Origin of the sequence: Gilliamella sp. Lep-s35, assembly GCF_009795845.1 — a bacterium.
In the GTDB taxonomy this organism is placed as follows: domain Bacteria; phylum Pseudomonadota; class Gammaproteobacteria; order Enterobacterales; family Orbaceae; genus Gilliamella.
Genome location: NZ_WTEX01000008.1, coordinates 1 through 16316 on the forward strand (window position 1 = coordinate 1; position 16316 = coordinate 16316).

Annotated in this window: 14 protein-coding genes and 2 pseudogenes; 4 read left to right on the forward strand and 12 right to left on the reverse strand. The window is 35.4% G+C overall.

The window, feature by feature from the left end:
• Positions 1–102, forward strand: a complete 102-nt coding sequence (locus GQ590_RS12860) for an integrase core domain-containing protein (RefSeq protein WP_160405718.1) — start codon at positions 1–3, stop codon at positions 100–102.
• A 35-nt stretch (positions 103–137) separates the two neighbouring features.
• Here the strand turns inward: GQ590_RS12860 and GQ590_RS05050 are convergent, their stop codons facing one another.
• The 7 genes from GQ590_RS05050 to GQ590_RS05080 form a co-directional block, all read right to left on the reverse strand.
• A complete protein-coding gene (locus tag GQ590_RS05050; RefSeq protein ID WP_160405719.1) occupies positions 138–356 on the reverse strand; it encodes a transposase in 219 nt (72 codons plus the stop codon).
• Between the two features lie 529 nt (positions 357–885).
• Positions 886–1734 carry a mechanosensitive ion channel domain-containing protein gene (locus tag GQ590_RS05055; RefSeq protein ID WP_160405720.1) on the reverse strand — a complete coding sequence of 283 codons (849 nt, stop codon included), beginning with the start codon at positions 1732–1734 and terminating at the stop codon, positions 886–888.
• Between the two features lie 59 nt (positions 1735–1793).
• Complete coding sequence (gene slmA / locus GQ590_RS05060; protein ID WP_160405721.1) at positions 1794–2387, reverse strand: nucleoid occlusion factor SlmA; 594 nt, start codon at positions 2385–2387, stop codon at positions 1794–1796.
• Positions 2384–2842, reverse strand: coding sequence for a dUTP diphosphatase (gene dut, locus GQ590_RS05065; RefSeq protein ID WP_160405789.1), 459 nt, complete (start codon positions 2840–2842; stop codon positions 2384–2386). Before dut ends, slmA begins: the two co-directional genes overlap by 4 nt.
• A complete protein-coding gene (gene coaBC, locus GQ590_RS05070) occupies positions 2826–4052 on the reverse strand; it encodes a bifunctional phosphopantothenoylcysteine decarboxylase/phosphopantothenate--cysteine ligase CoaBC (RefSeq protein WP_160405722.1) in 1227 nt (408 codons plus the stop codon). The genes dut and coaBC overlap by 17 nt, the downstream gene beginning before the upstream one ends.
• A 52-nt stretch (positions 4053–4104) precedes the next feature.
• Entirely contained in the window at positions 4105–5766 is a 1662-nt protein-coding gene (recN, locus tag GQ590_RS05075) for a DNA repair protein RecN (RefSeq protein ID WP_160405723.1), read from the reverse strand.
• Between the two features lie 23 nt (positions 5767–5789).
• On the reverse strand, positions 5790–6059 hold the full coding sequence (locus GQ590_RS05080) for a hypothetical protein (protein WP_160422552.1): 270 nt from the start codon (positions 6057–6059) through the stop codon (positions 5790–5792).
• A 154-nt stretch (positions 6060–6213) separates the two neighbouring features.
• Between GQ590_RS05080 and GQ590_RS05085 the strand changes: the two genes are divergently transcribed.
• Together GQ590_RS05085 and GQ590_RS05090 are read left to right on the forward strand one after the other, a co-directional pair.
• Positions 6214–8658, forward strand: coding sequence for an AAA family ATPase (locus GQ590_RS05085; RefSeq protein ID WP_202112882.1), 2445 nt, complete (start codon positions 6214–6216; stop codon positions 8656–8658).
• Positions 8659–8808: 150 nt separating this feature from the next.
• A pseudogene (locus GQ590_RS05090) lies at positions 8809–8961 on the forward strand (IS5/IS1182 family transposase); the annotation flags it as partial.
• A gap of 40 nt (positions 8962–9001) precedes the next feature.
• On the opposite strand, the pseudogene GQ590_RS05095 reads toward GQ590_RS05090, so the two are convergent.
• The 5 genes and pseudogenes from GQ590_RS05095 to nirB form a co-directional block, all read right to left on the reverse strand.
• A pseudogene (locus tag GQ590_RS05095) lies at positions 9002–10082 on the reverse strand (IS3 family transposase).
• Positions 10083–10450: 368 nt separating this feature from the next.
• On the reverse strand, positions 10451–11821 hold the full coding sequence (cysG, locus tag GQ590_RS05100; protein WP_160405725.1) for a siroheme synthase CysG: 1371 nt from the start codon (positions 11819–11821) through the stop codon (positions 10451–10453).
• A gap of 37 nt (positions 11822–11858) precedes the next feature.
• Positions 11859–12626 (reverse strand): nitrite transporter NirC, encoded by a 768-nt coding sequence (gene nirC, locus GQ590_RS05105; protein WP_160405726.1) that lies wholly within the window; start codon positions 12624–12626, stop codon positions 11859–11861.
• Positions 12627–12652: 26 nt separating this feature from the next.
• Positions 12653–12985: a nitrite reductase small subunit NirD gene (nirD, locus tag GQ590_RS05110; RefSeq protein WP_065635341.1), complete on the reverse strand. Its 333-nt coding sequence runs from the start codon at positions 12983–12985 to the stop codon at positions 12653–12655.
• Between the two features lies 1 nt (position 12986).
• The gene (nirB, locus tag GQ590_RS05115; protein ID WP_160405727.1) at positions 12987–15509 is read right to left on the reverse strand and encodes a nitrite reductase large subunit NirB; all 2523 of its coding nucleotides are present in this window, start codon (positions 15507–15509) and stop codon (positions 12987–12989) included.
• 289 nt (positions 15510–15798) lie between these two features.
• Between nirB and GQ590_RS05120 the strand changes: the two genes are divergently transcribed.
• A complete protein-coding gene (locus GQ590_RS05120) occupies positions 15799–16296 on the forward strand; it encodes a MarR family winged helix-turn-helix transcriptional regulator (protein WP_065635343.1) in 498 nt (165 codons plus the stop codon).
• Positions 16297–16316: the final 20 nt, after the last annotated feature.

The following is a 16316-nucleotide window of genomic DNA, read 5'->3' on the forward strand; positions in this document are numbered from 1 at the left end:
ATGACTGAAGAATGGCTAACCATTTATAATACAGAAAGACCGCATGAGGCACTAAATAATATGACGCCGATTGAATTTAAAACACAAAAACAGGTAGCGTAATTTTCTATGTAGGTTTTGTGCTAAAAATGGGGTATTTACACTTTAATCTCTTTTTCTAACGCCATAATCCGCTGTTGCTCAGCTGTTAACTCTCGACGGCTGGTTTTATTCGGGGAAAGTTGCCTAATCCATTTATCTAGGGTTGATTTATCCATACCTAGATGATTGGCAAGTTCGCTGATAGAAAGGTGTGCATTAGATAACGCATAATCCACTGATTGTTGTTTAAATTCGATACTAAATTTTTTGACCATGATGTTTGTCTCCTATGATTTTTGTTTATATCATAGAGGCAACTTTTGTCCACTTTTTGGGCGAGGATCAATTCTCTAGTTTGCTGTTTTGTTTCATTTTTAAGTAAAGGTAAACGTTTGGTATCAACGTGTAGCATTTCACCCGAATAGGTTTTGTTATCGCGTTTAGCTTGCCGTCTTAATTTATCTTCAATCGATTTTTCGACTTTAACCAGACGGTTAATTCCATAACTGATGGTTTTATAACGTTCATTTTTACTGGCCATAGGCACAAACAGCTTCAATCGAGCTTTCTTTAGTACGTTATAAATGGTCGGGCGACTGTTCATAAAGTGTTTAGTCAAATCAGTGACGGTTATTTTTTCTTTATGATATAAGCGCCATATTTCTTGTCTGTGATAAGGAGTTAATTTTTTTATGGATATTTATTACAGTCTTTTCTCAAATTACTGTAAACAACGCGAGGGATTTCTACAAATTATGATAAAAGATGCCGTTGATAGGTATCGACGGCATTTTTAATAAGTAGCTATTTAATAAGGGACGACTTACTGTTAACATTTACATCCATCGTTGGATATGGAATATTAATATTATTTTCATTCAATGCATTTTTGATATTTTCAAGTAGTTCACCTTTTACTACTCCGTAGTTTTCATTTAATGTCCAAACTAATACATTAAAATTCATTGAAGAAGCATCTAAAACATCTAATCGAATAGTTGGCTCTTTGGTTGTTAATATGTTTTTTGTTTTATCAACTGCTTGTTTTAATACTCGGTAAACGGTCTGAATATCAGAATCATACCCAACATTAATCACTAAATCTAAACGTCTTTCAGGCAAACGAGTGTAGTTTACAATATTAGAATTGACGACTTGACTATTAGGTATCACAACCAGTTCATTAGTGGATGTGATGATAGATGTTGAAAAAATTTGTATTGAATCAATCACACCTTGTTGGCTATTAATCGCAACTGTTTCACCCACCTTAAATGGGCGAAAAATAATTAAAATAACGCCGGCAGCAAAGTTAGATAGTGAGCCTTGCAATGCCAAACCAACGGCTAAACCGGCCGCACCAATAATAGTGACAATTGACGCTGTTTGTACGCCTAATTGGCCTAAAACTGCCACCAATGTCATAACAAGGATAGCATAATACGATAAGGCGCTGACAAATTTAACAACAGTCGGGTCAACATGGCGATTTGATAATATGCGTCTTAATTGGTTGCTAATAAACCTAGCGATAGTTCTACCAATAACAAAAATAAGAATAGCAAAGAAAAAATGAGCGATATAGCTAAATACAACCCCGTCGTATTTTTTGATAAATGAAATGCTATGATTTAAAAAAGCTTCAAAATTCATCTTATTATCCTCAGTAATAGGTAACAGATATTTCTGTCAACGTGTTTTATCAGCATGCACTAAATAAGTTGTTTGGCCAATAAAGCCCAACGAGTATCAAAATCGGTTGTTGGTAGATGTTTAAAACCTGAACGAGAATAACGCGCCATCATACCTTCGCAAAAAGCCAATAATTGGCTAGATAAAATACGCTCATCAGTCCTGAAAGCAACGCCTTCACGAATTTTACGCTCACGTAAGACTTGCTTAATTTGTGTTTCAATTCGTTCAAATAGTTGGCTAATGCGTTCTTGTAATTGATCTTGTTCAAACATTAATGCATGCCCAGTCATAATTCGAGTTAATCCTGGGTTTTTTTCAGAAAAGCCTAATATCAAAGCAAGAATAAGTTGTAACCGAGTAAATGTATTTGGTTCTTCATTCATTATTACATTTATACGGGACAACAAAATATCTTCAATATAGACAATTAAGCTTTCAAACATTTTGGTTTTGCTTGAAAAATGTCGATAAAGCGCAGCCTCAGAAACCCCAACTGTTGCGGCTAATTTAGCTGTCGTAATACGTTGTGTGCCTTCATTGGACTCAAGCATTTTGGCTAATGCTTGTAATATGTCTTCTTTACGATTTTTATTTTTATTTGTCACAATCATTTTTTACCCGAATGCCCAAATCCACCTTCACCTCGTGCTGATTCAATAAATTCATCAACAATGTTAAATTCGGCTTGTACAACCGGAACAATGATTAGTTGGGCAATTCGATCGCCTGCTTCAATCACAAAAGGGGTCTGGCTTCGATTCCAAATAGGAACAAACAATTGACCTTGATAATCCGAATCAATCAAACCAACCAAATTACCAAGTACAATACCATTTTTTGAACCAAGTCCTGAACGCGGTAACACCAATGCCGCTAAACTAGGATCGGCTATATGCATTGATAAACCTGTTGGTGTTAAAATGGTTTCGCCATCTTTGATTTCAGTTGTTTTATCAAACATTGCGCGCAAATCAATACCAGCTGATCCTTCAGTTGCATAAGTAGGTAGTGGAAATTCATTTCCTAAACGTTTATCTAATACTTTTATATCAATTTTTCTTCTCATCATGACTCACTTTATATCGTGTTATAACGGTTTCAAGTAATTGTGTTGCTAATTGTTGTTTATTGCTTAATGGTAACGTTTGCTCACCATTTTGCCAATATAGTGTTAATGCATTTTGATCAGAATTAAAGCCGATGCTCTTGTCTGAAACATCATTAGCGCAAATTAAATCTAATTTTTTTGTCGTTAATTTTTTTAGCGCATAAGCTTTAACATCATTGGTTTCGGCAGCAAATCCAACGACAAAAGGGCGATGTGCTTTTAATGCGGCAACACTAGCTACAATATCGGGATTTTTTACTAATTCAATCACAAGCTCATCGTTATCGCCGGTTTTTTTTATTTTCTGCGTCGCAATTGTTTTAGCATGATAGTCAGCAACGGCGGCACAAGAAATAAAAATCGTCGATTTTTGGGCATGTTCCAATGCTTGGTCATACATCTGCCTAGCGCTTTTAACATCAATTCGGTTAACATTATTTGGGGTATCTAAATGAACAGGTCCACTAATTAAGGTGACCGTTGCTCCCATTTGCGCCGCGGCATTTGCAATTGCAAAACCCATTTTACCCGAACTGTAATTACTAATATAACGGACAGGATCGATTTCTTCAATTGTTGGCCCTGCTGTAATCGTTATCGATATGCCTGAAAGTGCCGCAGTGGCTGAAAAATACTGTTTAATATTTTCAACAATTGTTTCAGGCTCTAACATTCGCCCTGGCCCAATATCACCACAGGCTTGAAAGCCACTGTCAGGCCCTAAAATTAAGGTGTTTCTTGATGCTAATACTGATAAGTTATGTTGCGTCGCCGCCGCTTTATACATTTGTTGATTCATAGCTGGTGCAATGACAACTGGCGACGGGGTAGCTAAGCAAACTGTTGATAATAAATCATCGGCAATACCATTTGCCATTTTGGCAATAATATTGGCAGTTGCTGGGGCAATAAGGACTAAATCGGCCCATTTGGCCAGTTCAATATGGCTCATAGACAGCTCGGCAGATGGATCAAATAAATCACTCGATACCGAATTGCCCGAAACTGCTTGTAATGTCATTTTGGTAACAAAATGGCTAGCAGAATCAGTCAAAACAACACGCACTTGTGCGCCACATTTTTTTAAATGACGAACCAGATCAGGGCATTTATAAGCAGCAATGCCGCCAGTAATTCCTAATAAGATACGTTTACCCGATAGACTCATAAGCTAGCTTCCTTCCTACCTAAAATGAAAGCGCTATATTACCACAATTCAGTTAGATAATAAGTAGCTCTTTTGCATTGGCTAATGTTGCGTCAGTAATTTTGTCGCCCCCTAATAGCCGAGCAAGCTCGTTTAAACGACCCGTATTATCTAGCTTTTGCATATCGGTTGATGTCTGCTTGCCGTTGGTTTGTTTGCTAACAAAATAGTGCTGATTTGCTTGTCCAGCAACTTGTGGTAAGTGGGTTACTGTGATCACTTGCGTTGATTCACCAAGTTGCCTTAATAGCTGACCGACTTTAGCTGCTGTTGGTCCACTAATACCAACATCAATTTCATCAAAAATTAAAGCAGGTGTGTCCATTTTTTGAGCGGTTAACACCTGAATTGCTAAAGCAATACGCGACAGTTCACCACCAGAAGCCACTTTCGCAAGCGGTTGTGCGCTTTGTCCTGCATTGGTGCTGACTAAAAATGTTACCTGATCGGCACCGTCTTCATTTAATCGATTTTCATCAAAAGCAACATCAATACTAAATTGACCATTTGGCATTGATAAGTCATGCATGATAGTGGTCACTTTTTTGGCTAATGTTTTGCTTATTGTTAATCTTTTTTGATGTAATTTTGTGGCAATTTCGACAGCGATTTGATGGTATTTAGTAATATCATTTTTAAGTTGTTCACTTTGCTCATCTTGCTGATTAATTTGCTTAAATTCAGCTAACAAAGTTTGATGTAAATTTGGCAATTCTTCGGGCGAGACATGATGTTTACGCGCCAAAGCAATTTGTTTAGATAACCGCTGTTCAAGTTGCATAACTCGAGCAGGATCAAGCTCTAAACGTTCACTATAGTGACGAAGCTCATCGCTTGCTTCTTTAATTTGGATAGATGCATCTTCCAACATGTTATAAACATTATTTAACGTTGGATCGAGCGAGGTTAGTTCTTGAACGCTATTTTTTACACTGTTTAGCAAATTGCTGATGTTATAGTCGTCGGCCTCGTCTAACAACATAACAGATTGTTGGCTTAAATTAATTAGCTGTTCACTGTTAGATAGCCGTTTATATTCCTCATCAATTTGTTGATATTCCCCCTCAATGGGCGAAAACTCATTGAGTTCTTTCAATTGATATTGCAAAAGCTGCATATGTGCATCACGTTCTTGCCGTGTTGTTTCGTATTGCTGATAAGCTCGTGTTGCCTCTTTCCATTGCTTATAGGCTTGATGCATTTGGGCAAGTAGTGTTGGTTCATTCATATAGTGATTTAACAACAATTGCTGATAATCACTGCGTAACAGACGCTGATGTTCATGTTGTCCATGAATTTGAATCAACATTTGCCCCAAATCTTTTAATTGCGAAATAGGAACAGCGCGACCATTAATAAACGCTTTAGAGCGCCCGTCTTGATTAATCACTCGTCGCAAAATACACTCATTGCCCTCATCAAGTTGGTTTTCGCTTAGCCAATTAAAAGCTGCTGGCGTATCATCAAGCACAAAACAAGCCGAAATATCCACACGATCTGCACCATGCCGAATAGATGAAGCATCAGAACGATTTCCTAAACATAATCCCAATGCGTCAATAGCAATTGATTTTCCTGCTCCTGTTTCACCCGTAATTGCTGTCATCCCCAAAGAAAAATCCACAAGCAACCGATCGACGATAGCAAAATTATTAATAGTTAGTTGAGTTATCATAATAAATTAATACATAAGGCTAGTTATAATACTAGCAGTATAGCAGTAAAAGCACTGTAAATAAATACAGTTTTTGTTTTTTTGAGATGTCTTTTTTGGGAGCGTTCACAATCTGTATAAATATGTTTTTCTAATTGCTTTAGCTCATATAAAAACCAATCAAAATTGGTGTATAACCTCTGCTCAATGAAACCATTTTTATCACTTTCTAGCGCCTCACAGTCATAATAATTTTCAGCTTTCTGACTAATAATAAAGGGTGTTTTATATTGAATAAATAAAATATTGACCATTAATTTATGTTGTAATAGATTAAAAAAGATTGTTTTTTAATCACTTTTCTTTAGTTGTTAATTAAAAATTATGCCTATAAGGTAAATCTATAGAAATAAGCATTCTTGAATATTTTGTTAAAAATAATCTGATGTTATATAAGGATAAAAAATAGTGAAAATTTTAAAAATAAAACGAATCGAGAATTTTGGAATTTTTCGAAATTTTGAATGGGATAATGAATTAGCTTATCTACAAAATAATAAAAAGGAAATATATAATTTTAAAAAGATTAATATTTTTTATGGTAGAAATTATTCTGGAAAAACAAGTCTTTCTAAAATAATTAGATCATTAGAAACTAAAAACATTTCTAGTAAATATGAAAATCCTGAGTTTGAAATTTGCTTAGAACATAATAAAACTATTAAACAATCTGAGCTTGATTCTTTTTCTTATCCAATTTATGTTTATAATTCTGATTTTGTAAAAGAAAACTTAAAGTTTATTTATGATGATTCACAAGACATTGAATCATTTTCAGTTACTTTAGGCGACGATAACCAAAAAGTTTTGAACCGTATTCAAGCATTAAACGATAAACTTGGTACAGATAAACAAGATGCCGAAACTGGTATATATTTATCCATTAAAGAAAAACAAAAAAATTTGAATAAGGCAACGAATGTTTGTTCTGATAAGCAAAAAGAACTAGATAAATTACTTTTAGATAGAGCTACAAAAAGTGAAGATTCTATAAGAAAACAACCTGAAAAATATGGCGATCAAAATTATACTATCACAAAACTAAAAGAAAAAGATATTCCTAAGGTTTTAAAAACAACTTATAAATCATTAGATAAAAACCAAAGATATTCATATGAAAAACTTATTTTACAAGTAGAAAAAGAAGCTCCCAATAAGATACCTTCTTTTACAATCAATTACCAAACGATAATTAAATTAGTCAAAGAGATACTTAACACCCAAATTGGAAAATCAAAAAAAATAGAGGAATTGGTAAATAATGGTCATCTCAATAAATGGGTAGAAGAGGGGATGCATCACCATGAAAAAAGAAATACATGTGCTTTTTGCTCAAATAGTATTACTAACGAGCGTTTAGAGGCTCTACGTAATCACTTTGATGAAGAATCAACAAAATTAAAAAAAGGTATTATAAAATGTATTGAATATTTAGAAGAAGAAAAAGCTTCTATGACCGTTAATATCGATGTAAATGCTTTTTATGAAAATTTTCATCCTGAGTTAAATGAATTAAAAACAGAACTTTCAAGACTTTTACAAAGCCAAATCCAATCATCAGATATGCTTATATCTTACTTAACGAAAAAGCAAGAACAGTTATTTAGTGTGTTGGAATTTTCACCTCCCGCGGATTATTCTGAGGAGATAAGAAAAAAACTAGAACAGATTGAAAACATTAGACAAAAGCATATTGAATTAACAACCAATTTAAATCATCAAAAAAAAGTAGCGAAAGATCATCTACGCTTAAATAATGTTTATAATTTTTTAAAAGATATCAATTATATCAATAAATTAGCTGAAATAGAAAAGCTTAAGGCTACTATTCCACCATTAGAAAACCAATTGGAATTATACATAAAAGAAAAGGATCGTATTCTCAACGAAATTAAGTTAGAAGAAAATAAACTGAAATCTGAACGAGAGGCCTGTAATCGTATCAATGAAATACTACAACATGATTTTGGTCATAACGCTTTGAGCTTAGAAGCAAAAGAACTAGATGATTCTCAAAATAAAATTATCAAATTTGAAATTAAACGAAATGGTATTAAAGCACATAATTTGAGTGAAGGGGAGTGTAGTCTTATTGCCTTTTGTTATTTTTTAGCAAAAATCCAAGATGATCTTGAGCAAGATAAAAACCCAATTATTTGGATAGATGATCCAATCTGTAGTTTAGATAGTAACCATATCTTCTTTATTTTTTCTTTAATTCAGGAAAGAATTTGTAAAAATAAAAAATATAAGCAATTATTTATTTCAACTCATAGCTTAGAATTTTTAAAGTATTTAAAACAGCTTCAAGGAATTGATAAAGATTCTAAAATTGCTAACAAAAAAATAAAAGAAGAGAATAGAAATAGTAGTTATTATTTAATTGAACGAAATGATCATATTTCGACAATAAAACGTATGCCTTTATACTTGAGTAAATTTGTAACAGAATTTAATTTTTTATTTGAAAAAATCTATAAATGTGCAACAGTGAAAAGTATTGATGATAGTAATTATGATTTATTTTATAACTTTGGTAATCATGCTCGTAAATTTTTAGAAATTTATACTTTTTACAAATTTCCATCTCCATCTTATGGAACAACCCAAGTACTGAAAAGTTTTTGGGGTGATGATCTTTATGTATTTATGACCGATAGAGTGCATAACGAATATTCTCATCTGTGTGGCGTTTTAGAAAGAGGTGAACTTATTATTGACGCGCCAGAAATGAAAAAATCAGCTATCGCAATAATAAAAAAAGTTCAAGAAGATATAAACCAATATAATGCACTGTTAGAAAGTATTGATATTGAGATACCAGACGATTCTTTGTATCCAAAAGAAGTATAACTTACTGCTTTATATGTAGTTTAAAAGGTTATCTTTATAAATTTATTTATTGCGTATTGTAAATACGCATCAGATTGATGACAAAGAACTCGCTTTTTGGCGAGTTCTTTGATCTAATAGAGAAGAGTCCATGATAAGAGGAATTCTTCTATGCTAAAAAAACCAACGCCAGCGACACCCGAAAAAATAGATCAAATTTCGTTAGATGCGCTTGTCCCTCAAAATCACTTTGTTCGTAAAATAGCTAAAGTCATTGATTTTGAATTTATTCGAGAAGCGGTAGCACCACTTTATTGCCCTAATTGTAAATACCCCAAACTTAGTACAAAACTCACATAGAAAATCACGCTGCCTGTTTTTGTGTTTTAAATTCAATCGGCGTCATATTATTTAATGCCTCATGCGGTCTTTCGGTATTATAAATCGTTAACCATTCTTCAGTCATTCTCCTTGCTTGCTCTAGGTTGTTAAAAAGATATAAATCTAACACCTCGGTTCGATAAGTTCGGTTAAATCGTTCAATATAGCCATTTTGATAAGGGCTACCGGGCTGGATATAATCAATGGTTATATCATGTGATTTAGCCCAGTTTATAAAGGTTTTTCCAGTAAATTCCGGCCCATTATCGACCCGTATTTTTAATGGATAACCATGGTATTGAGCGAGTTTATCCAGATAACGAATGATTCTACCTGCAGGTAAACTGACTGCAATATCAATACCTAACGCCTCACGATTAAAGTCATCTATCACATTGAATGTCCTAAAGCGACGTTGATTTTGACTGCTGTCACTCATAAAATCCATTGACCAACATTCACCTTGCTTATTGGTGACTAATAACCTTTCCGGGCATCGTGGAGGAATGCGTTTTTTCGCTTTACCCTGAGATTAAGTTTTAATTGGCAATACACCCGATACACCCGTTTATGATTCCATTTATAGCCGAGCTTTCTGATACGATTAAAGCATTTAGGAAAGCCCCAACGTAAATGTCTTTCTGCGATATCGCTCAATATCGCAATAATCATCGAGTCATCCGGTAACTTAGGTTGATAATAGTAAGCACAACGGCTTAAGCCAACAATGGCACAACTCATAGTAATAGTAACTGAATGATTTTGTTGTAGTTGCTGTGCCCACGTTTTACGTGCTGTTGTGGGCACTAAAGCTTTTTTATGATTTCTTCCTGAAGCTGGGATTTCAAACTTAACTCAGCAACCATCTGTTTAAGTTTGCGCTTTTCTGCCTCAAGCTCTTTTTAGCGTTTGATATCTGAGCTTTCCATTCCGCCATATTTTTCTCGCCACTTATAAAAAGTCGAGTTGCCCATGCCATATTTACGGCACAGTTCTTTAACCGGAATACCTGCTTCTGCTTCTTTTAATATCGATACAATTTGGTGTTCAGTCATTTTTTTCATGTTTAAATCCTCTTTACTTTTATCATAGAGAATTTTCTACTTTTTTGTTGTGCTATTTTAGGGGGACAGTTACAATGAATCGAGTTATGGTTGTTTTTTGCAGAATTATTATAACTCATATCATGCCGTCTAAAAAATAATCACGAAAGATCAACACGCCCTATAAACAGCGCAAGGAATTTCTATACTCCCTTCAAATGTTCATAAGTGTATTTCTACATGTCTTGCTCAAAAAATAATTCTATCCGATTTTTATCTGTCATAATAGCCTTAAGAGTTTAATTTGTTTTGATAATTTTTGTTCATTAATTTATCTATCATCTCTTTTTGAGCCCCAAAATTTAAAATATCGGAACAAGTAAAGGGTATCACGTAGAAAACCAATTAAGCTTTTCACGTAATGCGACAACAGGTCCAATAATAATTAGGCTTGGGCTACGAGCTTGCAATGATAGTTGTGTTAAATTACCTAACACGCCTGATACCACTTTTTGCTTTGTTGTGGTGCCCTCCTCAACAATCGCAACAGGTACGTTTGCATCCATACCATATTTAATTAGCTGTTTTTCGATATTTTCTGCTTGAGACAATCCCATATAAAAAACTAAAGTTTGTTTTTCTGCAGCTAAACTTTGCCAATCAAGATGGCTTCCATCTTTTAAATGACCAGTAATTAAACGCACACTATGAGCATAATCTCGATGTGTTAACGGAATTCCGCTATAGGCAGAACATCCCGAAGCCGCAGTAATACCAGGCACGACAGAAAATGGAATATCTGCATTAAATAAGGTTTCAAGCTCTTCACCGCCACGACCAAAAATAAACGGATCGCCCCCTTTTAAGCGAACAACACGCTTACCTTTCTTCGCTTGCTGTAAAAGAATTTGGTTTATTTGTTCTTGAGGAACACAATGAAATCCAGCCCGTTTACCTACGAAGATGCGCTGAGCATCTCGCCTAGCAAGATTCATAATGTCATCGGATACTAATCTATCATACACAATAATGTCTGCTTGCTGAATTTGCTGTAATCCCTTTATCGTCAGCAATCCTGCATCACCAGGTCCTGCTCCAACTAAAACAACCTCACCTCGGGAATCAAGCGATAGATCAAATAGCTCATTGGTCAGCCTTTCAACGCGATCTGAGTCATTATTTGCAATCGCCTGAGCTAATCTATCATGAGAAAACAATCGCTCCCAAAAGCGACGACGGGCAGCCATGGTTTGATAAGTTATTTTAACTTTATTGCGTAAATAGCCTGCATATTTAGCTAATTTACCTAAATGCTGAGGTAAAATAGACTCTAATTTTTCTCGTAGTAATCTAGCCAAAACAGGAGCATGTCCTTCTGAAGAAACGGCTACCATAATAGGGGAACGATCAATAATTGAAGGCATTATGAAACTGCCCTCTTTTGCTGAATCAACAACATTGCAAAAAACGCATCGTTTTTCAGCCTCAATACTTACTGTTTTATTTGTTTCAGGGCTGTTTGTTGCAGCAATGACTAACCATTTATTATCAAGTAATTGAGCATCAAATTCACCTTGCTGTAACACTAACTGCTTTTGCTCCTGCCAGCATAAAAATTGCTCATTAAACTCAAGTGCATTAACCGTTAACCTAGCGCCAGCTTCAAGCAATAGCCGAGCTTTCCGCTCGGCTATTTCACCACCACCAACTAGCAGGCAGTTTCGGTTTTCTAACTTACAAAATAGTGGAAAATAATCCATAAAACCTCAATACTTATCCTTTATAATTATGCTGAGATTATGGTCGCTCAGCTTTAGGTGTAGCATACCAATATCCTAATCCCATAAAAATAGCACCAGAAACAATATTACCCAACGAGACCCAAAGTAAATTATGACCAATGCCAGTTAATGTATAAGCCTCACTATGGTGACCAAACCAAGAAAGTGAAAAAAGTGTCATATTAGCAACAGAGTGTTCATACCCACAAGCAATAAACGCTAGCAAACACCACCAAATCGCAATAAATTTTGCCGAGCCTTCTACCCGATTAGCCATCCAAATCGCTAAACAAACTAGCCAGTTACATAAAATACCCCTAAAAAATAATGCCGAAGCTGAAGCTGATGTTTTTGCTAAAGCTGCTGCATGTACCAAACTAGTATCCGTTGATAATAGCGGTGTTGCAGCATAAAAATACAATGCAGCAACAAAAATTGAACCTAATAAATTTCCTAACCATGTTTGCGGCAATACTGTCCACATTTGGGTATGAGTAATTTTTTTGCATTTTACTCCTAGAGTTAAAAACATGGTATGCCCTGTAAATAACTCAGAACCTGCAATTACAACCAATGTTAAAGCAATGCCAAACGTTGCCCCCATAAGTAAAGGTCTTATTGATGGATCAACAAGGTTTCCTAAAGTAAAAATCAAAATAATACCTATTCCTACATAAGCCCCTGCCATAGCTGAGCTTAACCAAAAGCCAAATGGATTATTTTTTGCCAAACTGACAATACGCGCTGCATTAGCAGCACATTTATTAATCGTATCGGTATACATAAATATTTATCCTTTTTAAAATATAGTTATTGCGATTTTACTTGCACTTCACCATTATCATTAACTTTTACATCATAATGAGTGACAGAATATTGCTCATCATCCAGACAATAACCATCTTTTAAACGAAAACGTTGTTTTTTAAGCGGACTTGCCACCCATAACTCATTTTCATGTTCTGCGATAATGCCACGCGATAAAACACTTGCCTTAGCAAACGGGTCAATATTACTAATTGCATAAATTTCAGCATTATTATAAGGACGAAAGATAGCCACATGTTCATTACCAACAAGCGCACAAACACCTGTGCCTGGCAAAATCTCATCAAGCTTACAAACTGTTATCCATTGGCTCATATTATTCCCCTAACATTACTTTACGTTCTTCTGCGGTAGCTGGGCGATGCTGATCACGCTCAGGTACGATTTGGACATTCTCATCACGTTTGTTACTATTAATAAAATGAGAAAATCGAATTTGACCTTCTGTATTTTCAACCGCTTCCTTCCATTCACATACCATTAATTTGCGTAAACGTGCCATTTCATTTTCTAGTTCTGCATTAATACCGAGTTTATCGTCAATAATAACACTGCGCAAATAATCAATGCCGCCTTCAAGATTTTCAAGCCAAACCGATGTGCGTTGTAACTTATCGGCAGTACGAATGTAAAACATAAGGAAACGATCGATATATTGAATAAGTGTATTTTTATCAAGATCAGCAGCAAGTAAATCGGCGTGACGAGGTTTCATACCACCATTACCACAAACGTAAAGGTTCCAACCTTTTTCTGTGGCAATAACACCAATATCTTTACCTTGAGCCTCAGCACATTCACGCGTACAACCCGATACACCTAGCTTAAATTTATGTGGTGCACGAATACCTTTATAGCGATTTTCAAGCTCAACCCCCAAACCAACACTATCGCCCACACCAAATCGACACCAAGTACTACCAACACAAGTTTTTGCCATTCGTAATGCTTTGGCATAAGCATAACCGCTCTCGAAACCAGCATCAATTAGCTCTTTCCAAATAGCAGGAAGATCATCTTTTTGTGCACCAAATAAACCAATACGTTGTGAGCCGGTAATTTTAGAATAAAGATTATATTTTTTAGCTATTTGACCAACAGCAATTAATCCTTCTGGCGTGATTTCACCACCTGCACTACGCGGAATCACCGAATATGTCCCATTTTTTTGAATATTGCCTAAGAAAATATCATTACTATCTTGTAGAGGAATCAAATTATCTTTAAGAATATAATCATTCCAACATGATGCTAATAACGAACCAACTGTTGGTTTACAAACCTCACAGCCATAGCCTTGTCCATGTTTTTTAATCACCTGTTCAAAAGACGTTAAGCCCTCAACACGGATAAGATGATATAACTCCTGACGAGAATATTTAAAATGTTCACATAATGCATTGCTAACCTCGATCCCTTGCTTAGCTAACTCCAAGTTCAGAATTTGAGTAACTAATGGAATACAACCACCACAGCCTGTTCCTGCTTTGGTTTCAGCTTTTATTGCGGCAACGGTATGGCAACCGGCATTAATGGCATGAATAATTTTTTCTTTTGTCACATCAAAACATGAACAAATTTGAGCAGAATCAGGAAGCGCATCAACGCCCATAGCCGGTTTTGCACCTGCATGTGCTGGCAATATTAACGTATCTGGATGTTCAGGTAGCTCCATATCATTAAGCATTAATTGCAGTAAATTGCTATAATCTGATGTGTCGCCAACTAATACTGCACCTAAAAGCTTTTTATTGTCGCTAGAAACAACTAACTTCTTATAAACTGATGCGGTTTCATCTAAATAAACATAACTACGGCTACCAATTGTTTTTGCTTTGGCATCACCAATACTTCCAACGTCTACGCCCATCAGTTTCAATTTAGCACTCATATCTGCACCTTCAAATTTGGCAGATTCACCCATTAAATGAGCTAAGGCAATCTGAGCCATTTTATAGCCTGGTGCAACTAAACCAAAAACCTTGTTTTGCCAACAAGCACATTCGCCTATAGCATAAATATCGGGATCGGATGTTTGGCAATAATCATTAATCACAATTCCGCCACGAGGTCCAATATCTAGCTCACATTCTTGCGCTAATTTGTCGTTTGCCCGAATCCCTGTCGAAAAAACAATAAAATCGACTTCAAGTGCCGAGCCATCTGCAAATTGCATAATTTTGCCTTCAGGGGTATGAATAATTTCTTGGGTATTCTTACTGGTATGGACACCAACCCCCATCTCTTCAATTTTTCGACGTAATTGCTCGCCGCCCATGGCATCAAGCTGTTCTGCCATAAGTACTGGAGCAAATTCAACCACATGCGTTTGCATACCTAAGTTTTTCAACGCACCAGCCGCTTCAAGCCCTAATAATCCACCACCTACAACCGCACCTTTTTTACTGCGCGTTGCACATTCCCCAATCGCATCAAGATCTTCAATCGTACGATAAACAAAACAATCCGAACCATCGGCGCCTTTAATTGGTGGAACCCAAGGATAAGAGCCTGTCGCAATAATTAATTTATCATAAGCAACAATTCGCCCTTGTTGAGAGTGAATCTCCTTACGTTGACGATTAATTAAAATAGCCCGTTCATTAAGTAAGACTTTAATATTATTCTCTTCGTATAAACCTTCACGAACTAGAGAAAGCGCTTCTGCTGTGTGGCCAGAAAAATAAGAAGAAAGGTGCACCCGATCATAGGCAAGTCGTGGTTCTTCACAAAATATAGTAATATTAAACTGATTAGACTGTGCTTTATCGATTAATTCTTCAACAAAACGATGCCCAACCATCCCATTACCAATAATAACGAGATTGGTTTTACTCATACAAAACTCCAATTTTATTTTAATTTAATGATTTAATTTTATTTTGATAACATTGTATGAAACTTTGTACAGATTATAACTACCCTCAAGAATTACCACTTTGGTAGTAAGAATAATAATTTTAAAAAATATCCCATGAATTACGCTTACTTAACAATAACTAAAAGCAGACAATATTGATAAAAACATCCGACTAAATTACTTAACTCTTCTATAAAAAATTAAAAAAAGTTGCCAAGTATCATTAAATTTATATAATTAGCCGACTAAATAAATTGAGTAATGACAATTGAACTATAATTCAAGAACACTGCCTTCTCGTGAAACCTTAGCACGAGCACAAAGATTTAATGATGATATTGTTGAAGTATCAGGGGTTGATCTGGTGCTAAGTTTAATCACAACAGCTGATTTAATTCGCGCTAATATCTACGCACAATTAGATAAAGATTATGGTGTGTCTGAAGGTAAGTTTGCCTTACTGATGTCATTGTTTTCGGAAGGCGAAACCTGTGCCAGTGATTTAGCACTGCGTATAGGCGTTACACCCGCTACGGTATCTGTTATGGTTAAACGAATGTTATCAGTATCTGAGCCATTAATTTCAATGTCAAAAAATAGTGATGATGGTCGTTCACGTCTAATCGCATTAACAAATGCGGGGGAAAGACTAATTCAAAATGCATTACCCAATCACCTAAAAGCAATCCGCGCTTTTGCGCAAGTACTAGATTCGCAAGAACAAGAATCCTTAATATTAATGTTACGAAAATTATTACGAAAATAGCCGTATTTAAAATACTCAAC